The sequence below is a fragment of the Bombilactobacillus apium genome (genome assembly GCF_013385145.1).
In the GTDB taxonomy this organism is placed as follows: Bacteria; Bacillota; Bacilli; order Lactobacillales; family Lactobacillaceae; genus Bombilactobacillus; species Bombilactobacillus apium.
Genome location: NZ_JABZEC010000005.1, coordinates 1 through 20,496, shown reverse-complemented (window position 1 = coordinate 20,496; position 20,496 = coordinate 1). Strand labels below are relative to the sequence as shown.

General features: G+C 41.3%; 17 protein-coding genes, 5 tRNA genes, 1 rRNA gene and 1 pseudogene. 1 reads left to right on the top strand and 23 read right to left on the bottom strand.

Annotated elements, in window-relative coordinates:
* Window positions 1–51: 51 nt before the first annotated feature.
* The 20 genes and pseudogenes from HU830_RS06025 to HU830_RS05935 all read right to left on the bottom strand — a co-directional run bounded on the left by HU830_RS06025 (window position 52) and on the right by HU830_RS05935 (window position 19,499).
* Window positions 52–1,197 (bottom strand): CamS family sex pheromone protein, encoded by a 1,146-nt coding sequence (locus HU830_RS06025; RefSeq protein WP_176942880.1) that lies wholly within the window; start codon window positions 1,195–1,197, stop codon window positions 52–54.
* The gene (gene ligA / locus HU830_RS06020; protein WP_176942879.1) at window positions 1,194–3,215 is read right to left on the bottom strand and encodes an NAD-dependent DNA ligase LigA; all 2,022 of its coding nucleotides are present in this window, start codon (window positions 3,213–3,215) and stop codon (window positions 1,194–1,196) included. The genes HU830_RS06025 and ligA overlap by 4 nt, the downstream gene beginning before the upstream one ends.
* A gap of 13 nt (window positions 3,216–3,228) precedes the next feature.
* Window positions 3,229–5,463: a DNA helicase PcrA gene (gene pcrA / locus HU830_RS06015; RefSeq protein WP_176942878.1), complete on the bottom strand. Its 2,235-nt coding sequence runs from the start codon at window positions 5,461–5,463 to the stop codon at window positions 3,229–3,231.
* Between the two features lie 127 nt (window positions 5,464–5,590).
* On the bottom strand, window positions 5,591–6,889 hold the full coding sequence (purB, locus tag HU830_RS06010; protein ID WP_176942877.1) for an adenylosuccinate lyase: 1,299 nt from the start codon (window positions 6,887–6,889) through the stop codon (window positions 5,591–5,593).
* A gap of 9 nt (window positions 6,890–6,898) precedes the next feature.
* On the bottom strand, window positions 6,899–8,002 hold the full coding sequence (locus tag HU830_RS06005; RefSeq protein WP_176942876.1) for an ATP-grasp domain-containing protein: 1,104 nt from the start codon (window positions 8,000–8,002) through the stop codon (window positions 6,899–6,901).
* Window positions 8,003–8,022: 20 nt separating this feature from the next.
* The gene (locus HU830_RS06000) at window positions 8,023–8,598 is read right to left on the bottom strand and encodes a xanthine phosphoribosyltransferase (RefSeq protein WP_176942875.1); all 576 of its coding nucleotides are present in this window, start codon (window positions 8,596–8,598) and stop codon (window positions 8,023–8,025) included.
* A 72-nt stretch (window positions 8,599–8,670) separates the two neighbouring features.
* Window positions 8,671–9,378, bottom strand: coding sequence for a glycoside hydrolase family 73 protein (locus HU830_RS05995; RefSeq protein WP_176942874.1), 708 nt, complete (start codon window positions 9,376–9,378; stop codon window positions 8,671–8,673).
* 41 nt (window positions 9,379–9,419) lie between these two features.
* Complete coding sequence (locus tag HU830_RS05990) at window positions 9,420–9,620, bottom strand: cold-shock protein (RefSeq protein WP_176942873.1); 201 nt, start codon at window positions 9,618–9,620, stop codon at window positions 9,420–9,422.
* A gap of 220 nt (window positions 9,621–9,840) precedes the next feature.
* Window positions 9,841–9,926 (bottom strand) — tRNA-Leu (locus tag HU830_RS05985).
* A 147-nt stretch (window positions 9,927–10,073) separates the two neighbouring features.
* The gene (locus tag HU830_RS05980) at window positions 10,074–10,370 is read right to left on the bottom strand and encodes a hypothetical protein (protein WP_176942872.1); all 297 of its coding nucleotides are present in this window, start codon (window positions 10,368–10,370) and stop codon (window positions 10,074–10,076) included.
* Between the two features lie 108 nt (window positions 10,371–10,478).
* Entirely contained in the window at window positions 10,479–10,757 is a 279-nt protein-coding gene (locus HU830_RS08910; RefSeq protein ID WP_228765839.1) for a hypothetical protein, read from the bottom strand.
* 57 nt (window positions 10,758–10,814) lie between these two features.
* Window positions 10,815–11,117, bottom strand: a pseudogene (locus tag HU830_RS09210) (BspA family leucine-rich repeat surface protein); the annotation flags it as partial.
* A 332-nt stretch (window positions 11,118–11,449) separates the two neighbouring features.
* Window positions 11,450–12,259, bottom strand: coding sequence for an ammonia-dependent NAD(+) synthetase (gene nadE / locus HU830_RS05970; RefSeq protein ID WP_176942870.1), 810 nt, complete (start codon window positions 12,257–12,259; stop codon window positions 11,450–11,452).
* Between the two features lie 10 nt (window positions 12,260–12,269).
* Window positions 12,270–13,742, bottom strand: a complete 1,473-nt coding sequence (locus HU830_RS05965; protein WP_176942869.1) for a nicotinate phosphoribosyltransferase — start codon at window positions 13,740–13,742, stop codon at window positions 12,270–12,272.
* Between the two features lie 221 nt (window positions 13,743–13,963).
* Window positions 13,964–14,668: a GntR family transcriptional regulator gene (locus HU830_RS05960; protein ID WP_176942868.1), complete on the bottom strand. Its 705-nt coding sequence runs from the start codon at window positions 14,666–14,668 to the stop codon at window positions 13,964–13,966.
* Window positions 14,669–14,808: 140 nt separating this feature from the next.
* Window positions 14,809–14,880, bottom strand: a tRNA-Gln gene (locus HU830_RS05955).
* Between the two features lie 5 nt (window positions 14,881–14,885).
* A tRNA-Tyr gene (locus tag HU830_RS05950) sits at window positions 14,886–14,966 on the bottom strand.
* 86 nt (window positions 14,967–15,052) lie between these two features.
* Complete coding sequence (locus HU830_RS05945) at window positions 15,053–16,519, bottom strand: peptide MFS transporter (protein ID WP_176942867.1); 1,467 nt, start codon at window positions 16,517–16,519, stop codon at window positions 15,053–15,055.
* Window positions 16,520–16,709: 190 nt separating this feature from the next.
* Window positions 16,710–18,545: a glycerol-3-phosphate dehydrogenase/oxidase gene (locus HU830_RS05940; protein WP_176942866.1), complete on the bottom strand. Its 1,836-nt coding sequence runs from the start codon at window positions 18,543–18,545 to the stop codon at window positions 16,710–16,712.
* A 324-nt stretch (window positions 18,546–18,869) separates the two neighbouring features.
* Complete coding sequence (locus HU830_RS05935) at window positions 18,870–19,499, bottom strand: DNA-3-methyladenine glycosylase (RefSeq protein WP_228765837.1); 630 nt, start codon at window positions 19,497–19,499, stop codon at window positions 18,870–18,872.
* Between the two features lie 107 nt (window positions 19,500–19,606).
* On the opposite strand from HU830_RS05935, the gene HU830_RS05930 reads away from it, so the two are divergent.
* Entirely contained in the window at window positions 19,607–20,044 is a 438-nt protein-coding gene (locus HU830_RS05930) for a GNAT family N-acetyltransferase (protein WP_176942865.1), read from the top strand.
* A 131-nt stretch (window positions 20,045–20,175) separates the two neighbouring features.
* On the opposite strand, the gene HU830_RS05925 is transcribed toward HU830_RS05930, so the two are convergent.
* From HU830_RS05925 to rrf, 3 genes are all read right to left on the bottom strand, one after another.
* A tRNA-Thr gene (locus tag HU830_RS05925) sits at window positions 20,176–20,248 on the bottom strand.
* A 44-nt stretch (window positions 20,249–20,292) separates the two neighbouring features.
* Window positions 20,293–20,365 (bottom strand) — tRNA-Asn (locus tag HU830_RS05920).
* Window positions 20,366–20,374: 9 nt separating this feature from the next.
* Window positions 20,375–20,491: ribosomal RNA gene (gene rrf, locus HU830_RS05915) — 5S ribosomal RNA — on the bottom strand.
* Window positions 20,492–20,496 lie beyond the last annotated feature (5 nt).

Below are 20,496 nucleotides of genomic sequence, written 5' to 3'. Positions count from 1 at the left end.
TGAATCTTAAATTAGTTGCGCCAAAATACCAAGGAAAATATTTAAACTATTTTAATAGGCAGCTAAAACATGACTATTATACTGTTTGCTATTGACGTCCTTAGTAATCAAGGCTTGCATCTCTTGCACGGTTTGAATTCGAATCTCAACTGCTGGTTGTTGCGGCAAATACTTATTAGCTTCATCCTGCACAAATTGGGTAAAACTACTGATCTGCGCCGCACCATAAAATTGAGTCGTAATCGTAATTGACATCCGCTGTAAATTGCCCTCTTGGTAGTGAACTTGGGCTGTTACTCCACTTAAATTAGGGAAGTAACTTTCAATATCATTTTTGAAATTACCAAAATCTTCCGAGTCGTTACCACTGATCGCCTTTTCCCCATTAATCAAAGGTAAAACTTGATTGCGTTGACTCACGTTTTTCCAAGAACCAATTCGATCTTGTCCGCGATCGCTCACCCCAGAACTAAAGAAATCCCCGCCAACTAAGGAATCATTGACATTATTCTTATACAAACCAACCAAAATAGGAACATCTGCTCCCTGTCTTTGCTTGCGCAAGTACTTCACAATTTGCTCGGCCATTTTCTGACCTTCAGCTTGGCGCTTTTCAGCGTCAATCTTGGTCTCAAAAGTTGAACCAAATTTTTCTTTGGTATAGTAATCAACCTGATTTAAAGAAAGCCCCACTGTAATCCCAGCTAACTTATAACCATCGTCGGTTTTTGTATAAAAATTTTGTTCCAGTAATTGTTGTAAATACAAAGGTTCTCTTTTTTCAGGATCACTCTGACCATTATCAGCCGGATTTAAACCTTGCGGATTTTGGTCAGACTTGCGTGCTAACCATTTCTGAGCCGTCGGGGCGGAAATCAAATTACCCTCTTGAAAATAGTACTTATCGGTCGAGAACTGCTGCTTTGACAACTCCAAAAGCCCATTTTCAAACGAACTTTGATTACTACCATTAGTATTATTATTATTTGCTGTCACCCCGGCAATTGGACTTACTCGATATTTTCCATTTTGTAAAATCGTATTATATTGACCGGATTTAGAAACTCCCGTGGTGCGGACTTTGGGGGTTTTACTACCACTAGAGTGAGCGGAAAAGGCAGAACTTCCCAAGTTACCACATCCCGTTAATACCAGCAAAACCAATAACAAACTTAGTAAGCGGCCCATTTTCTTCATGATTGTAACTCCTCAATTTGATTAAGTTCGGTTCGTAACTGTGCTTCATCGATAATTCTAATCCCCAACTGCCGGGCCTTAGCCAGTTTGCTGCCGGCCTTGGCGCCTGCAATCAAAAGATCCGTCTTTTTGGAAACACTATTGGTAACTTGAGCACCTAACTGTTCTAACAAACTACTCAAATCACTGCGCCGATAGTGCTCTAAACTTCCGGTAATGACAACTCTTTGATCTTGCCATGGTGATTGAGAAGTGGAATCTCTGGTTGACGCTCCCTTAAATTCCAAGTTGACTTGCAGTTGGCGTAAATCAGAAATCAAGTCTTGGACTTGGGGATTAGCAAAGTAAAGTTGGACACTATTGGCGATAATTTCTCCCAAATTTTTAATTTCTGCTAATTCAGTAACGGTGGCCGTTTGTAAACGCTCCATCGTCTGAAACTTTTGGGCTAAAATCCGCGCAGCCTTGGCGCCAACATGGCGAATTCCTAGACCGAAGAGCAAACGTTCTAAAGAATTACTCCGGGATTGGTCAATTGCGGTTAACAAATTAGTAATTGATTTTTCCTTAAAACCAGCAATTTTTGCCAGATCATCAGCTTGGAGCCGGTACAAATCGGCAACATCACGAACTAAATTTTGTTGCCAAAGTTGGGCAATAATTCGGGGACCCAATCCCTGAATATTCATGGCAGCTCGCGAGGCAAAATGCGTCAAACCTTCCTGAACTTGGGCCGGACACATTGGATTTAAACACCGCAAAGCCACCTCATCTTCCAAATGGACTAACTGCGAGCCACAGGAGGGGCAGGTCGTAGGAACTTGATAAGGCTGACTTTGCATTGGTCTTTTAGCAAAAACAACCGCAGAAACTTCGGGAATAATATCTCCTGCCTTATGCAATTGAACGGTATCTTCTATCCGGACATCTTTTTGCTGAATCAAATCGGCATTATGCAAGGTGGCTCGAGCAACCGTGGTTCCCGCTAAAGAGACAGGATCCATCACTGCTGTCGGAGTTACAGCCCCAGTTCGGCCCACGGTCCATTCAATATCCCTAACAACTGTCTCTACTTCTTCAGGGGGAAATTTATAGGCAATTTCCCAGCGTGGAACCTTAACCGTATTTCCTAATTTAGCCTGCAAGGAAAGCGGATTAACTTTCAAAACTACGCCGTCAATTCCATAGGCCAATTGATCACGATCAGTTTGGGCTTTTTCAATGAAACGAATAATCTCAGTTAAATCGGAACTCACTAGCCGTTCGGGATTGACACTAAAATGCCAAGCGGCCATTTTAGCTAACGCTTGGGCTTGAGTTGTTACTTGAAGAGCTTCCGGTTGCATTACTGTGTAGATAAAGGTACTTAATTGGCGCTGGGCAGTAACTTGGGCGTCTAACTGACGCAAACTACCAGCCGCGGCATTTCGTGGATTAGCAAAACTAACTTTCCCGGCTTTTTCTTGTTGCGCATTCAATTGGGTAAAAGCGGCCTTGGGCATGTAGCATTCCCCGCGAACTTCTAAATCTAGCGGTTCTGGCAACTTACGAGGAACATTAGCAATCGTTAGGACATTGCGGGTCACATCTTCACCAATGGTGCCATCGCCACGAGTGGAAGCTTGAACCAATTTTCCTTGTTGATAAACTAGTGACAAGGCTAAGCCATCAATTTTTAGTTCAACACTATATTCTACCGGTTGGCCGAGGCTTTTTTGTACTCGCTGATCAAACTCTTGTAATTCAGCTAGGGAAAAGACATCCCCCATTGATAACATCGCTACTTGATGATGAACTTTGGTAAACTCCGCCAGTGGTTTAGCCCCCACTAACTGACTAGGCGAATCAGCCGTTACTAATTGGGGAAACTGCTGCTCTAATTGGAGTAAAGTTTGATACTTTTGATCGTAAACATAATCCTCGAGGACCGGAGCATCTTTGGTATAGTAATCGGTACGCGCCTGATTCAATTCCGTTCGTAATTCTTGGAGTTTTTTCTGTGCTTCTTGGGGAGTCATTTTCTCACCTCGCTTAATTTTCCAATTTTTTAATCGGAGCAAATTCAGCTAATAGTCGCTTAATTCCTCGATCCTTAAAGGCAACATCCAACTCCGCTTCATTACCTTGGCCGTTGACCTTAACAACTGTTCCCGGTCCCCACTTCCGATGTTCGACTTGATCCCCCACCTGCCAGTGCTTTTTCCCAGCAGAACTTTGATGAGCCACCTGGGGTTGAGCCTTGGGACCAGCAACTGGATTTGCCATCCGGCGGGCAAAGGGATAGCGCGGTGTCGCATTCGTCTGGGTCGTTCCCGGATTATCACCCGCTATTTCTAACAAATCAGGTTCAATTTCGGAGACAAAGCGCGAAGGTCGATTAGATTGAACCCGTCCATAAAGCATTCTTTGCCAAGTATTCGTCAAATAGAGTTTTTCCTTAGCTCGGGTAATTCCCACATAAGCTAAACGTCGCTCTTCTTCTAACTCAGCGGGTTGATCTAAGGCCCGCGAAAGCGGGAAAATCCCTTCTTCTAAACCAATTAAAAAGACTCCCGGAAATTCCAAACCTTTAGCAGCGTGAAGGGTCATCAAAGTCAATTGGTCACTATTTTCATCTTCTTGATCCTCGCTACTAACCAAGGCTAAATCGGCTAGAAAGTCAACCAAAGGATCTGAATCTGGCAATTCGGGCTGATAATTTTGATCGAATTGTTGCGTAACCGTCAGTAATTCTTGAATATTCTCTAAGCGCGTCTGCGCTTCTAAGTTATCTTGCTGCTCCAAAGCGGCCACATAACCACTTTTTTCAATTGTTTTGGTGACTAATTCAGTAATTGACCAAGAGTCGCGTTGCTCCATCAAATGGACAATCATTTGCGCAAACTGTTGTAATTGATTGCGCGCGCGACTAGTGATTGTTGAAACATCCGCATTTAGCGCTGCTTCTAAAAGACTCCAATTTTGTTCTTGCGCCAATTCTTGTAACTTATCCAAGGAACTTTGACCAATTCCGCGCTTAGGTGAGTTAACAATGCGCCCGAAACTTAAAGAATCCTTTGGATTAGCAACTAGTTGCAAATAAGCCAAAACATCTTTAATTTCCTTGCGGTCATAGAATTTATGCCCGCCAACAATCTTGTAAGCTAAATTGGCCTTCAATAAGCGATCTTCTAAGACCCGGGATTGGGCATTAGTTCGATACAAAATCGCAAAATCACGTAAATGATATCCCTGTTGCTGTTGTAATTTTTGAATTTGACGGACAACGTACAAAGCTTCATCTTGTTCATTTTGAGCCCGGTAATAGACAATCTTGGAACCTCGATCATTATCGGTCCATAAATCTTTGGGCTTCCGTTCATTATTATGCGCGATTACTTGGTTTGCCGCTTGTAAGATTGTCTTCGTCGACCGATAGTTTTGTTCCAGTAAAATAGTCTGGGCTTGAGGATAGTCCTGTTCAAAATTCAAGATATTGGCCATATTGGCTCCCCGCCAACCATAAATACTTTGGTCACCATCGCCAACCACACAGAGATTATGATACTTTTGTGCCAATAATTGAATTAAGCGGTATTGCGCATCATTAGTATCCTGATATTCATCCACATGAATATACTGAAATTTCTCTTGGTAATTTTCGAGGACTTCAGAATTTTGTTCAAATAATTCAATCGTCTTCATAATTAAATCATCAAAATCAAAACTTTGATTAGCTTCTAGCGCCGCTTGATAAGCTTCATAGACTTGTGCCGCCACTTTAGTAAAAGGGGTATTGGCATTTTGTTGATAATCCAAAACCGTTTGTAATTCATTTTTGGCCCGACTAATCACACTCAATAGGGCCCGGGGATCGTACTTCTTGGGATCTAAATTGAAGCGTTTCAAAATTTGCTTGATTAAGGTTCGTTGTTCGGCAGCCCCGGTAATTGTAAAAGCAGAACTGTAGCCCAAAGTCGGCGCTTCTCGGCGTAAAATCCGCACACACATGGAATGAAAAGTAGATACCCAAACACCCTGAGCTTGATCTCCCAAAAGTTTCTCCACGCGCGCTTTCATTTCTCGAGCAGCCTTATTGGTAAAAGTAATCGCTAAAATATGCCAAGGCATAACTTGACACTCTTCAATTAAATACGCGATTCGACGGGTTAAGACCCTGGTTTTTCCACTCCCGGCACCAGCTAAAACCAAGAGTGGTCCTGCCGTTGTTGTCACTGCTTGTTGCTGTTCTTTATTTAAGCCTTGAATAATTGCCGCTTCTGCCATTCAATTCTTCCTTCATTCGTAAAATATATCCATCTAATTATAGCAAAAACCCTTCGACAATTCAGGGTCGAACTGATTCTTCCAATCAAAAAAGGCCCGAACCTAATTGTTCTAGCCTTGAAAATATTTATTCCAAACCAACCCGGTGGAAAATTTCATCTACGTGGCGTAAATGCCAATGATAATCAAAAGCATCATCCAAATCAGACCGACTTAGTCGGTCTGTTACTTGGGGATCCGCTTCCAATAAAGTTCGAAAATCACCTTGTTCCGCCCAAACTTGCGCGGTTTTTGGTTGCACCAAATCATAAGCTGCTTCCCGACTCAAGCCCGCTTCAATTAACTTCAGCATGACCCGTTGTGAATAAATTAAACCATGAGTCACATTTAAGTCAGCCTCCATCTTGTCTGGGAAAACAGTCAATTCTTCAATGATTTTCGTAAAACGATGCAACATGTAATCCAAAAGTTCCGTGGTATCCGGTAAAATAATTCGTTCAGCTGAGCTATGAGAGATATCTCGTTCATGCCACAATTCAATATCTTCCAAAGCCGTAAATACGTGCCCCTTAATGACCCGCGCCAAGCCGGTTACATTTTCCGAACCGATTGGATTGCGTTTATGCGGCATAGCCGAAGACCCTTTTTGTCCGGCAGCGAAAAATTCCTCAACTTCGCGAACTTCAGTTCGCTGTAAGTGGCGAACTTCTAAGGCAAAACGTTCAATACTGGCTGCAATTAAAGCCATAGTCATAATGTATTCTGCATGTAAATCTCGAGGAAGAACCTGCGTGGAAATTTCTTGGGCAGTTAAGCCCAATTCTTGGCAGACCAAAGCTTCAGCTTGCGGGGCAATATTCGCAAAAGTTCCCACAGCCCCACTGATTTTACCAGCCTCGACTCCCTTAGCCGCGTGTTCAAAGCGTTCTTGATCTCGTTTTAACTCGGAGTACCAGTTCGCTAAGACTAAGCCAAAAGTTGTTGGTTCGGCATGAACTCCGTGAGTTCGGCCAATCATCACCGTATTTTTGTACTGCCGAGCTTTTTGCGCCACCACTCGCATCAATTGCTGTAAGTCGGCCCGCAAGATTTCATTGGCTTGCTTGAGTAAGTAACCGTAAGCCGTATCCACGACATCCGTGGAAGTAACCCCAAAATGAATCCACTTTTTTTCCGGCCCTAAGCTTTGCGAAACTGTCCGGGTAAAAGCAACCACATCATGCTTGGTAATCTTTTCCATGGCCAAAATATCCGCCACTTTGAAACTTGCATGCGCCTCAATTTTCTCTAAATCAGCATCAGGAATTTCTCCCAGTTGATTCCAAGCTCGATCGACCGCAATTTCGACATCTAACCAAGCTTGGTATTTATTTTCATCGCCCCAAATTTGCGCCATCTGCGGACGTTGATATCTCTTAATTACCATTATTTCTCCTTAAATTTCCCAGGATTTCGTCGGAGCCACTGCGGCTTGTAACTGCTCAAAATCGGCGTCTAAAGCCGTAATCACTCCACAGTAAGGTTGAGGTACTAAAGCATTTAAATTCAAATGCCAAGTAGGATTTTGCTGAATCAAATCAGTGGCTAAATCCAACTGGTCCGGCCGGACCAGTAAATTACTTCCGTTAGTTTGTAATTCTACTGGGGGAATGGGCCAGCCAGCAACACTTCTCCAGAACAATTCCTCTTGACTAAAGCCCGTTGTCGGCTGATAAATTGAACCCCAAAAGTCGGTTCCCAAACTTAAATGCTCTACGTATAATAAATCAGTAGTCGTTAAACAAAGATTCACTGCCAATAAACCTTGATAGTTGAGGTTTTGGGCTACAGTTTGAGCAACGTCATAAATTTCCGCGGTCAAAGAGGCGGTCCCGGTCTGTTGCACCGTAGCACTCAAATTTTGGGCACTGGCCTTTTGAATTTGAATAAAAGGATAAACTTGCACGGCGCCGCTACGATCCTTGCTGACAAAAACAACTTGTTCAGTTTGAATTTCAAAAAAAGGCTCCAAAATAAAAGTCCCGTGTGGTACCTGATAAGCCTGTAGTTCAGCTTCATGATGGAAAACCACTTCCGCGTTAGTCGATAAATCCTTTTGAATCGGCTTTAAAATACAAGGATAACCAATCTCTTCGACTGTTTTTTGGAGATCAGCTTCATCAACAACGACCGCGAAAGGTCCAATATTTAATTTTTGGTCGTTTAAAAAACATTTTTCCAAATAACGATCTTGCACTAGATCCAAAATCTCGGTCCCTTGAACTAATTTTTCAGCCCCCGTAATTGCTGAAACCACATTTAAATCAAGTTGCGAATCGTTATAGACTACTAAGTCGCAACGATCAAAAAAATCTTGGAGAACTTGTGGATCTTGGTAGTCTCCTCGGATAACTTGGACAGAAGATGATCTAGTTGTAATTGCCTGCGTCTGTAAGACTAAAACCCGCAGTCCCATTCGCAAAGCCTGCTCTTCTAACCGAGCCCTGCTTGCTGCTGCGCCTAAGATTCCCACTGTCATAGTTGGTCTCAAAAGCTCCATTCTATCGCCGCCATTCTCTCCTATTCTGTTTCAAAAACTACTTGTCCATCAACAAAAGCTTTAATTCGAGCTAGAGATAAAATTGGAATTTGTTGTTCTTCAATCAGCTTCCGCCCTTTTTGGAAGCTCTTTTCAATTACAATCCCAATCCCTTCCAAATTAGCTCCGGCTTGTTGAATAATATCGGTTAAACCAGCAACTGCCTGACCGTTAGCCAAGAAGTCATCAATAATCAAAACATGATCATCAGCTGCTAAGAATTTCTTGGAAATACTAATTTTATTGCTGGTTTTCTTAGTGAAAGAATAGACATCTGCTACATATAAATCATTATTCATCGTAATTGATTTATGTTTCCGAGCAAAGACAACCGGCACTTGAAAGGCCAAACCAGCCATCACTGCAGGCGCGATTCCCGAAGACTCCACCGTCAAAATCTTAGTTATCGGGTAATTCTGGAAGTACTGATAAAATTCTTGCCCCATTCTTTGCATTAAGGCGGGGTCAACTTGATGATTCAAAAAACTATCCACTTTCAAAACGTCAGCGCCTAAGACACGCCCATCTTTTTGAATTCGTTCTTCTAATTCTTTCACAATTTTCACCTCAACATTTTATTTAAGGGTATCATTTTTCTTCAGAAAAAGGGGCATTTATTACGTAATTCTTTAATTACGATCATAGCTATCTAATTGATATTTCTTGATCAGGTTGATTAACTTTTGAGCATAGTTGGGATCCGTAGCATAGCCTGCCTTTTGCAAACTTCGGGCTGCTTGGACATAATTATCAGCCTGCAAAACTTGTTGATATTGGTCCGTATTCCAACTAGTACCTTGCGTTAGGAGTTGATTATGGGCCTCAATTGAAGCCGCAAAATTAGGATAAACGCGAAAGCTAGCATCAATTTCTAGCCATTGTCCCTGACGATATTCTTTTGTTTTTAGAACTTGTGAATTTTGAGGATCATCGCTTTTAACGCCAAACAAATTATGGTACTGGCTGGCCAGCTGACTTGTCCCCCAATCACTTTCTAAAATAGCTTGAGCAATGGTAATACTCGGCAAAACATTGTATTGATGTCCATATTTAACTGCTGCCGGTCCAACTTCATCTAAAAATTGTCGCCGCACAGGGGTTAACTCCGCCGTCGCCGGTTGTGAGTCAAGAGGGCGAAATTGTTGTTCCAAAAGATGCCAAATTCCCACCAAACACAAACTGAGCGCAATTACCTTCCAAGTTACGCCCCACACCTGCTGCCATTGTTGCCATTGAATACTATGTTTTCGCGACTGCTTCCGCCGGTGAACTTTTTTCTTAGCCACGCCCAAACTCCTTTGAGAAAAATCAACTCCATCATAATTTTTTTGATACAAAAAAGCCAGCCCCTTGGCTGGCTTCTAGTGTTTAACTAAGACTAGTCCTTGTTAACGTTCACAGCTTGTGGGCCACGATCGCTTTCTTCGATATCAAAAGTTACGCCTTGGCCTTCTTCTAAGGTCTTGTAGCCTTCGCCGTTAATAGCGGTGAAGTGAACAAATACGTCGCTACCATCTTCGCGAGTAATAAAACCATAACCTTTTTCAGCGTTAAACCACTTTACTGTTCCATGTTCCATGTGAACATCCTCCTAAAAATTACTATATTTTGCATTTCTTTGTGGCACTTATGGAAGTTAGTTGCACATGAACCATCGAACCATAACCATTTAAAAATACATTAATAATATAACATCTCAGGTCACTTTTAGCAAATGATTTAGCTAAATAAATTAAATTCTTTTACCAACTTCTAATTCAAGAAAAAAAAAAGTCGCCTCACAGGCGATCCTTCTATAATGCGGGTAAGAAGACTCGAACTTCCACGGAGATAATTCTCCACAAGATCCTTAGTCTTGCGCGTCTGCCAATTCCGCCATACCCGCGTCTAATACTTTTACATTTTAATCCTTTAAAGGCAGAATTGCAACTCATTTTTGGCAGTTGGTGCAAGAGAAATTAATCAAGCTAGCTAAGGAAATGAACGCTAAGTTCATTACGATTTTTGTTTTCCAAGAGACTAAATCTGGCAACTAGGGTTTTACTTTAATTGCCGGGGCCGTGGTTGACGGTGAAGCTGATAAATCCTGTAAAGTGTAATGAAGCGTTGTCTGATAAGCGCCTAACCTAGTAACACCCTTGGCGATTTCTGTCTGCAAAGCATCAGTTAGTAAATCAATTGAATAGTTGGGATTCTTCGGAGCATATTCAAGAACCGATGTTTGCCCTTGGTAAATTGTTTGGGCTGTTCCCGTATTCAGGGCCTGATTATTCTTGGTCAAGATGGGCCAATTAGTCGGAGCTAATTGATTATCAGCTTTTTCCGCCAAGAATCTGCTTGAGCTTTTAAGTTTATCTGTTTAGTTGCCCGATCCGCATCCGTTCGCGTATCTTCAATGGTAAAACTAAGGGACGTTTGCAGGGGAACTTTACCCGCTTTATAAATACTCCAATTTTGAAACTGGAACTGCGGGGGAGTTCGTAACGAAACGCAAACCACGGTAGTAAGGTTCCCAAACATAGGTGTGGACTCCTCCACCCGGATTTTGTCCAGTATAACGTTTAGTCAGCTCATCTGCTGTCAAAGGATTGCCAATTAGATTACTCCTGTCAGAAATATCAGCATCATTTTTGATTTCTTGCCAGTTTCCTGAACGACTAATCTGCGGGGAATCAACTTCGGGAAACCCTTGTCCATCATTAGGAGCTCCTATCAATCCAGGATAGCTTCCTAATCGAATATTGGAGTCCAAAACTAAACGGGAGAGTCTATTACATCCAATAAACATATAGTCTGTCCGATATAATCTAGGAGTATTCCAGTTTCGCAAATTCAAACTTGTTAAATTTTTATAGTAACTAAACATATATTCTGTATATTGTAAACTATCTAGTTTAAAATTACTGAGGTTTAATTTTCTTAGATTCGTACAATTATTAAACATCCACTCTATTTTAGTCACATTAGTTGTATCAAAAGAACCAAGATCCAGATTTATTAACCTTTGACAAAATGTAAACATACTCCCCATATTGGTGATCTTGCTGGTATTAAATTTGCTGATATCCAGATTCAATAAGGTGATGATAATATTATTTTAACTATTTTGAAACTTAATCCTTATCTTGCCGTTCTTTCTTCCCCCAACAAGCAAATCGTAAGCACTAATTAATTTTCGTTATACCATTTTCTGCTTACTAAAGACCTCTAATAAATTGATGCTATTTTAATTTTTTTTGGCTTTCTTAGCTTAAATTAAAACTATAGCAAATCTTTATTTAAATAACGACAAATAAAAAGTAATCCCTCAATCTAAAAGATCAATAAGATTACTTTTACTAAAAACCAATCACCCAAGATCGACTGATCGACGATTTCGGGACAGATATTAAACGAAAAATTCTAATATTAGAATTGATCAAAAACCGTGTAAGGCAGACGCCGCTTATGGGCCGTTTTTTGATACCAAGATTCAATTTTTTCCGCGGCAGCTGGATCAATTTCTTTTCCCTCTAAATAAGCATCAATTTCAGCATAAGTGACACCTAACGCGACTTCATCAGCCAATCCCGGTCGGTCTTCTTCTAAGTCTGCCGTTGGCGTCTTGGTAATTAAAGCTTGGGGTGCCTGTAAATATTTCAATAACAAGCGGCCTTGCCGTTTATCTAAGCGGAATAATGGAGTAAGATCGGCGGCTCCATCACCGTATTTCGTATAAAAACCAGTAATATTTTCCGCGGCATGATCGGTTCCCACAACAGCTCCCTTTAAATCTCCAGCCAAGGCATATTGCACAATCATCCGCTGCCGAGCCTTGATATTTCCCTTATTAAAATCAGAAATCTGCAAAGATAAGCTGGCGACCGTCGCTTCAACTGCCGGTTGAATATCTACCCGCTTGACTTGATCCGGTTTAATCCAAGCCAGTGCAGCCATCGCATCTTCTTCATCAGCCTGTTGGCCATAAGGCAAGCGAACTGCAACAAACTGATAATCTGCATTGCCAGTTTTTTCTCGCAACTGCTCCATCGCTATTTGGCACAAACGACCCGCCAGTGTGGAGTCTTGACCGCCAGAAATTCCTAAAACTAAAGTCTTGAGTCCAGTAGTTTCTAAGAAATCTTGCAACAAGGTCACAGAACGTTGAACTTCGGCCGCGGGGTCAATCTGGGGTTGAACTCGTTCATAAGCAATAATTTCCTTTTGTAAAGGGCGCATTCTGTTCTCCTTAGTCATTGGTTCCTAAATCCTGAACCATTTGGTGGATATGTTCAATATATTTTAATTTATGATCGGATAATTTTTGCGATAAATCGACTGGATAATCTTGCGGATTTAAATTCCGCTTATACTCATCCCATAAGGAATCCAAGTTTTGCCGACAGTAATTTCTGATATCTTCCAACTCTGGGAGCTGATAGATCAATTTACCATTTTCGAAAATCTTTTGTAAAACCGGTCGGGCCTTAAAATCGGTAATCGTCTTACTAATATACTTGTATTGGGGATGAAACATGGTTAATTCTGAAAGTTGTCTAGGATCTTCATCGTTTAAGGTCACATAATCCCCTTCAGATTTATCTTCTTTCTTACTATTGGTAATCCGCCAAACTTGCTTCTTACCCGGGGTACTAATTTTTTCTGCATTACTTGATAATTTCAAGGTGTCTAACATGTTCCCCCGTTCATCTTCGATTGCTACCAATTTATAGACCGCTCCTAAAGCGGGCTGATTATAACCAGTTACTAACTTGGTCCCGACTCCCCAAGAATCAATCTTGGCTTCCTGCATCTTCAGACTTTGAATCATATCTTCATCTAAATCATTAGAAGCCACAATCTGAGCATCCGGAAACCCAGCAGCATCTAATTTTTCCCGGACCCGCTTCGAAATATAGGCCATATCGCCCGAATCAATTCTGACCCCTTTAAAATTAATTTTCGAGCCCATTTCTCGAGCAACCTTAATCGCACTGGGAACCCCACTTTTAAGAGTATCGTAAGTGTCGACCAGAAAAACACAATCATGGTGAGTTTGGGCATAAGCCTTGAAGGCCTCATAATCATTTTGATAACTCTGAACCAAGGCGTGGGCATGGGTCCCCGTCACGGGGATACCAAATAATTTCCCAGCTCGAACATTACTGGTCGCCGCAAAACCGGCAATATAAGCCGCCCGGGCACCCCACAAACCGGCCTCTAACTCCTGAGCCCGGCGGGAGCCAAATTCTAGTAAGGTATCATTGCCGACAACGGACTTAATCCGAGCCGCCTTAGTCGCAATCAGGATTTGATAATTCAAAATACTCAAAATTGCAGTTTCGATTAAGGAACACTGATCCAGAGGTCCTTCAACTTGTAAGATCGGTTCATTGGCAAAGACTAAGTCCCCTTCAACAGCTGAACGAACATCGAGGTTAAATTTCATCCCCTCTAAATAATGCAAAAAATCAGGCTCGAATTCACCATATTCCTCAAGATAAGCAATATCGCTGGCGGTAAACTTTAAGTTTTGTAAATACGTCACGACGTGTTCTAAACCCGCGAAAACCGAGTAGCCATTTTCAAACGGATTCCGGCGAAAGTAACATTCAAAAATCGCCCGGCGATGATTGATGCCCTTTTTCCAATAGGTATACATCATATTTAAAATATAATAATCAGTATGCAACGCTAAACTGTCATCTGGAGCTTTTGTCATATGCTCAACCTACTTTTTTAATTTAAATATTTTTTTATCTGAGAATCCTGTCAACCTAGTCTTCCACAGATTGTAATAATTATATAACTCCCGGCGATGGCAAACAATCAATGCCCGTGATTTATCCCCGATTTCTGATTGTAACAAAAAAACTTTTTCCAGAGTAAGTCCTTGTTTCGACTAGGAAACTGAAAAAAGTCTTGTTCAATTAGTACCTAACTTCAACGTTCTAAGTAAAATTCAAAGCGTTCCCCCGCATACTGGGTCCGCACATACTCAAAAGGCTGCCCATCAGCCAAAAGAGTAATCTGACGCAAACGCAAAATTGACGATCCGCGTTTAACTGCCAATAACTCAGCCACCTTTTCGGAAGCCAGCATGGAAGAAACCGTTTGTTGGGCGTGCCCCAGTTTAAGATTCTTCTCTTCTAAGGCATGATAAAAAGACTGCGTAATTTCTTGGCGATTTAAACATTGACCTAACCAGTCGGGAATTGAGGTGATTTCAAAACAAATCGGTACTTGATCAGCCAAGCGAATCCGTTCCATACGAATGATGCGCTTGCCCTTATCTAATTGCAAATGTTCCTGCTCACTGAGTGTCGGCTCACTCCAACGATAAGAGACCACTCGACTGGTAGGTTCTTTTCCCTGGGCCAACATGATATCCGTGAAACTGGTAGTTCCAGACATCTTCTCTTGAACTTTTTGACTGGCAACATAGGTCCCGGAACCGACTTTCCTTTGTAAAATTCCTTCATCAACCAAGGTTTGAATTGCTTGCCGCAGGGTCATTCGACTGACATGAAAATCCTGAGCTAAAACCCGTTCTGGAGGGATTCGCTGTCCCACTTTCCAGCGTCCTTGGCTAATATCTTGCTTAATTTGATTATGAATTTGAACATAAATTGGTAAATTTTCCAACAATCATTCTCCCCAAATCTCCCATTATAGGAAAAATTCTTGTCTTTAATCATAGTCCAAAATTCTTTTAAAGTCGAGATTGAAAGCTCTCCTTAGGATACAAAAAAACTGGGATAATCATCCCAGTTTCGTGAAAAATTTAGTTGGGTTAGCTGGATTCGAACCAGCGCATAATGGAGTCAAAGTCCATTGCCTTACCACTTGGCTATAACCCAATCAATGGAAGGGAGTGGATTCGAACCACCGAACCCGAAGGAGCGGATTTACAGTCCGCCGCGTTTAGCCACTTCGCTACCCTTCCGTTACTGTCATTAACTTAACGACAGTAAATATAATAATAAACTTTCCCCAATTATGCAAGAGTTAACTGGGATTTTTTCTAATTTTTTAGTTAACTCCGACCATAAGCTTTTCAAGTTTCGGCGTTAAGAGCCATAAAATTAAGGCAAAGACCAAAGCTATAATTCCGACAACCGCAAAATAAACTAATTGATGTCCCGGATAAAAACGGACAATTTGCGCGTTAATTGCTTGTCCAGCAGCATTCGATAAGAACCACATACTCATCATTTCTGAGGAGAAAGCCTTCGGAGCCAATTTGGTGGTTACCGAAAGGCCAATCGGAGAAATCAACATTTCCGCAATTTCAACAATCGCCCAACTCAAAACCAACCACCAAGGATTAACTTTAACATTCAGTCCGTGGAGCAAAGGAATAATCAAAACTAAATAAGAGATTCCTGTAAAGACTAGTCCCAACCAAAACTTCTTTGGTGAAGAAGGCTGCTTCTTCCCCAATTTCGTCCATAGCCAAGCGAACAGCGGTGTATAAACAATGATAAAGAAAGGATTTAACATTTGAAACCAACTAGGATTCAATTGGAATCCACCGACTTTTAATTGAGTGTTATTAGCCACAAATAATCCCAAAACGGTTGAGCCCTGTTCTTCAATCGCCCAAAAGATCACGGAAGCGATGAAAAGAGCGATATAAGCTCGAACTCGGGATTTTTCTACGGCAGTGACCTTCGAACTGAGAAGCATCATTACAAAATACAAAATAGGAAGTAAAATTCCCACAATCGTCAATAATAAAATAATTGCATTTAAATTAATTTGGCCCATCGCACCTAAGACAGCCGCGATGACGATCAACAAGCCTACAATTACTAACAGCCGCTTCTTCAGTCTTTTACTTTCAACAGCGGTTAAAGGACTAGGAGCTTTTAGGCTGCTAGCTGGTAAGTATTTCTTTCCCTGAAAGTAATAGGTAATTAGGCCTAAAAACATGCCCATCGCCGCTAGAGAAAAACCAACATGGAAATTGAACCATTTCCAAGCCTGTCCAACAATATAAGGAGCAATTAAAGAACCAAAATTGATCCCCATGACAAAAATACTAAAGCCGGCATCCCGACGAGGATCTTCTTCACTATATAAGCCGCCGACAATTTCTGAAACATTAGGCTTTAAAAGTCCTGTTCCGACAGTAATGAAAAGAATTGATAAATATAAGGTTGGTCGGCCAAAGGGCAATGAAAGAAAGATATGACCAAACATGATCAATACTCCGCCCCAAAAGACAGTCCTTCGACTACCTAAAATTCGATCACTAATATAACCACCCAAAGCACCGGTCATATAAACTAAAGAACCGTAGATCGACATAATTGCCGCTGCGGTGACTTGGTCAAAACCTAGTCCACCTTGGCTCACAGCATAATATAAATAGTACAGTAAAATAGCCCGCATCCCATAATAACTAAATCGTTCCCAAAATTCAGTCATAAAGAGCGTTTTCAAGCCATAAGGTTGCCCTAAAAAGGTTCGCTCACTTTTTTCTGGATTATCCATTGTGTTTCTCCTATTTTGATATTCGATAAGATATTTTAGACTTTCGGCCTCAGAAAGTCAAAAGAGAGTCTCCCCCTAAACACTGGATAATCAAGCTTATCGAAGTTAAAATAAATCAAAATCTGAGACCTTTAATTCATTTTTTTATCTATTTTCCAAAAATTAACAACCTTTTAAAACAAGCCTTTAATTACTGAAATTGCGTCAAGGTCATTAATTTAATTGTTTGATTTAAGGCCAACAAACCGGCTCTTTCTTGGTCTGAGTTCCAACCCAAATATTGTCCCATAGCCTTGACTAAGGCCTCTTTCCAAGATTCAACTTGATCTAGCCCGAACAACAAATAATTAGTTCTCCGACTCAAAAAATCAAGTGGTGTCAAGACCATCTCCTGATCAATCATATAGTAGAGAAGGGCCGTTTGTAGTTTAGTTAATCCTGGTGCAGCTTCAATTAACGCCATTTTTTCAAAAACTGCCTGGGCACTGGTTCCTAACAAATCCACACATTGTTGAGCCGATTGAGAGCTTAATCCTTGTTCAACCCCCAATTGGGCATATTGCGCTAAACTAGCACTAACCCGCCGCCAATCAAAATCTCCTCCTGCAATCGGTAAACTTTGGGAATCAACCAAGGCGATCGCTGTAAATCCTTGTCTTTCTAATTGCTGCTTAATTTTTAACATTACTCCGGCCGCGATCTGACGATATTCCATTAATCGTCCCCCCATGACGATAAATAGCCCATCATTAGTAATCGTCACCGCGGCTGAATCGGAAACTAGACTGGTTTGCGAGTCCGCATGGATCTGTTTTTGAGCTTGAGGATTTAATAACTTTTGAATGGTTTCTTTTTTCCCAATTCCAGAATTATAACGGAGAACCGCATTCACAAACTGATCCCATTTTTGACCATCCATCGTTAAGGTCGGATTCCAATTTAGATTCGACCAATCATGTCCGACTAAGAGCGGACGCACCCCACTCCAAGTCGTTTCCACATCAGCTAAAGTTAAATGAGCTTGCGGGAAGCGCCGATTAGTAACCCGTAATAAATATTCAATTTCCGAACGTTCCAGCGGCGGATTTTCTAAATCTCCTTGATATTGACGATTAGTCGTCCCCAGACAAACCTTATTAAAACGGGGAATCGCAAAGCACATCCGACCATCATCTTCCCGAGTATCAAAATAGGTCGTCATCTTTAAAGGCAAGCGGGCCTGATCAACCACCAAATGGACTCCTTTCATTAAATAAAGTGGAGATACTTGTTGGTCATAGTGATCCAGTTTGCGAACTTGGTTAGACCAAGGGCCTGTACAATTAATCACTAAGCGGGCAGATAAGTGCAGTTCTTCTTTTCTTAAACGATCCCAAGCCTGAACCCCATTGACCTGTCCCTGCCGATCATGGGTAATCGTCTGAACTTGAATTCGACTAACTAATAAAGCCCCATAAGTCATGGCCGCCTTTAAGTTATCGATCACTAACCGCGCGTCATTAATTTCATAATCTAAACAGATTCCAGCTCCCACTAGATATTCGGGATTTAAATTGGGCTCTAACTGGAGGGCTTCTTTCCGGGAAACTAAGCGATTGGTGAATTTAGGTCTTTCGGGCGCTAATTCATTACATAAGCTCAAGGCAATTTCAGCGGAAAAAGGACTGAAAGTTGCTCCTGCTTCCTCATAAAGGGGTGTCAAAACTAAATTAGGTTTCAAAATATGCGGGGCAATTTTTCTAATTACTGCTCGCTCATGTAAATTCTTATTCACACTCTCAACTTGAAAGTTCTTGAGAGTTTGTAAGCCCAAATGGGAAAATTTCGTCGAACGCGAAGAGGCCCCCGCCGCAAAATCTTGCATTTCTACTAAGCCCACGCGAAGTCCAGATGCCGCCGCTTGTAAAGCCAAGCCCGCCCCCATAATTCCCCCACCAATAATTAACACATCGACCGGTTCTTTCTTTAAGCGCTTAATAATTTTTGGTCGATCGCGAAATGAAAAGGTTATCTTTTTTTTATTCATATTTTATAGACCCACTTTGTAATCAAAATTACAAAACCTTACCGTTTTGAAATTAAACTTCAATCATCCTTCTTTCTAGTTTGGCTCTAAATAAGTGTCAATTTTTGCACAAAAAAATACTGTTAGCTACACTACGAAGAAAATAATGGTTCAAATATTATTCCCCAATAGTGTGCTAACAGTATCTAAATTATGTTTAGAAAAGAAAGTTAATAATTACCTCAAAATAGTTCGTATCTGTTGTAGATATCAGATTACAAAATAAATTATATGGATTTTTAATCTAATACGCAAGCTTTTATTTATGGTTTCTATAACTTTTTTCTAAACTTGCCAACCATAATTCGTCAAATCCATCCCCGATTTACGCATTTGTGAAACATAAGGATTATGAGCCACGCAAAAACGAAGCGGTTTATCCGTCCAATCTCCCCGAGAACTGACATTTATTCGGGCCGTGGCGGCAATCTCTGCTGGCTCTTTAATTCGCTGAGCAGAAATAGTTAACGGCGATTGTGACAACAACAATAAATTTAATTCCTTAGAAGTGATCCCCAAAGCTTGGGTTAACTTCCCTGGACCATTAGTCAAATTAAAGTTCTTTTGGGGACGGTTTTTGAGCATCAGCTCTTGTCCTTGAGTCGGTTCTAAGCCCCGAATTAAAATCCCCTCCGGCTGGTCTTGGGCCTGAGTCGCGATATCTAACATATGGTGTCCCCGTAAGGTATAGATATAAATTGTCCCCGGGGGCCCGTAAAGAGCCTCATTTGCTGGCGTTCTCCGTCCCTTATAGGCATGAGCGGCGGAATCCTTGGCCCCTAAATAAGCCTCTGCTTCCACAATTATTCCCGCTAGTATTCCTGCCGGAGTCTGGTAACTTAATTCATGACCCAATAAATCTCGACTTAACTCGGCGGTTGATTTTCCACTAAAAAGTTGATCATCTATCATCATAATTTCCTTTTCTTCATCAAATAAAAGTAAATTGAAGCCTAATTCAAAAACAATTATAATCTAATTTAATCATTAAAAACAATCCACAAGAAAGTTGAGATTTGCACATGAACCATTTAATAATTAAAACAAGTCAAGATCTTGCTAGTACTATTTACCAAGATAGCCTTCAAATCAGAAAAGAAGTCTTCGTCAAAGAACAAGCAGTTCCCCCAGAGCTAGAAACCGATGCGGATGAAAATCACTGTCTCTACTATGTCCTTTATCTGAATCAAAAACCAGTCGCAACTGCCCGCGTTTTACCAGAAAAGCAAGGTTGGCACCTTCAAAGAGTAGCTGTTAGTAAAGAATATCGGAAACGGGGCCTGGCTCGTCAACTTCTGCAAAAAATTGAAGCAGACGCGCAAAAACAAGGACAAGGCTACTTAACTCTAGGGGCTCAAGATCAAGCCCAAGGTTTTTATCTAAAATTGGGTTATCAAGTTTTGGGAGTTGGCTTTTTGGATGCTGGAATTACCCATCATCAAATGCGCAAAATTCTTTGACAACTTAATCGACTTAGTACTAAATTGGTGCCAAATATTTTTAATTTCTACTATTTTCCCCAATTATCAAAAATAGGAATCCTCGCAAACCAACGTTTGCGAGGATTCCTATTTTTAAAATTGTTCTGGAATGCCGGTTGCAGGACTCGAACCTGTGACCCTCGGTTTACGATACCGATGCTCTACCAGCTGAGCTAAACCGGCAGGAGAACTTAAAGATACAAAAAAAGCCGGTAATCCGACTTTAGCTCCGGTTGTCAGACTCGAACTGACGACACCCTGATTAACAGTCAGATGCTCTACCAACTGAGCTAAACCGGAATTACAACAGCGTGGCAACGACCAATCCTCGCAGGTAGTTTCCCACCAACTACTTTCGGCGTTAAAAAGCTTAACTTCTGTGTTCGGCATGGGAACAGGTGTATCCTTCTCACTATCGCCACCACACTTGC

Coding starts and splice junctions, on each gene's coding strand:
- HU830_RS05930 (WP_176942865.1), top strand. CDS start 19,607: ATGAACCATTTAATAATTAAAACAAGTCAAGATCTTGCTAGTACTATT.
- HU830_RS06025 (WP_176942880.1), bottom strand. CDS start 1,197: ATGAAGAAAATGGGCCGCTTACTAAGTTTGTTATTGGTTTTGCTGGTA.
- HU830_RS05940 (WP_176942866.1), bottom strand. CDS start 18,545: ATGAATAAAAAAAAGATAACCTTTTCATTTCGCGATCGACCAAAAATT.
- pcrA (WP_176942878.1), bottom strand. CDS start 5,463: ATGGCAGAAGCGGCAATTATTCAAGGCTTAAATAAAGAACAGCAACAA.
- ligA (WP_176942879.1), bottom strand. CDS start 3,215: ATGACTCCCCAAGAAGCACAGAAAAAACTCCAAGAATTACGAACGGAA.
- HU830_RS05935 (WP_228765837.1), bottom strand. CDS start 19,499: ATGATGATAGATGATCAACTTTTTAGTGGAAAATCAACCGCCGAGTTA.
- HU830_RS05945 (WP_176942867.1), bottom strand. CDS start 16,519: ATGGATAATCCAGAAAAAAGTGAGCGAACCTTTTTAGGGCAACCTTAT.
- HU830_RS06005 (WP_176942876.1), bottom strand. CDS start 8,002: ATGGAGCTTTTGAGACCAACTATGACAGTGGGAATCTTAGGCGCAGCA.
- HU830_RS05965 (WP_176942869.1), bottom strand. CDS start 13,742: ATGACAAAAGCTCCAGATGACAGTTTAGCGTTGCATACTGATTATTAT.
- purB (WP_176942877.1), bottom strand. CDS start 6,889: ATGGTAATTAAGAGATATCAACGTCCGCAGATGGCGCAAATTTGGGGC.
- HU830_RS05990 (WP_176942873.1), bottom strand. CDS start 9,620: ATGGAACATGGAACAGTAAAGTGGTTTAACGCTGAAAAAGGTTATGGT.
- nadE (WP_176942870.1), bottom strand. CDS start 12,259: ATGCGCCCTTTACAAAAGGAAATTATTGCTTATGAACGAGTTCAACCC.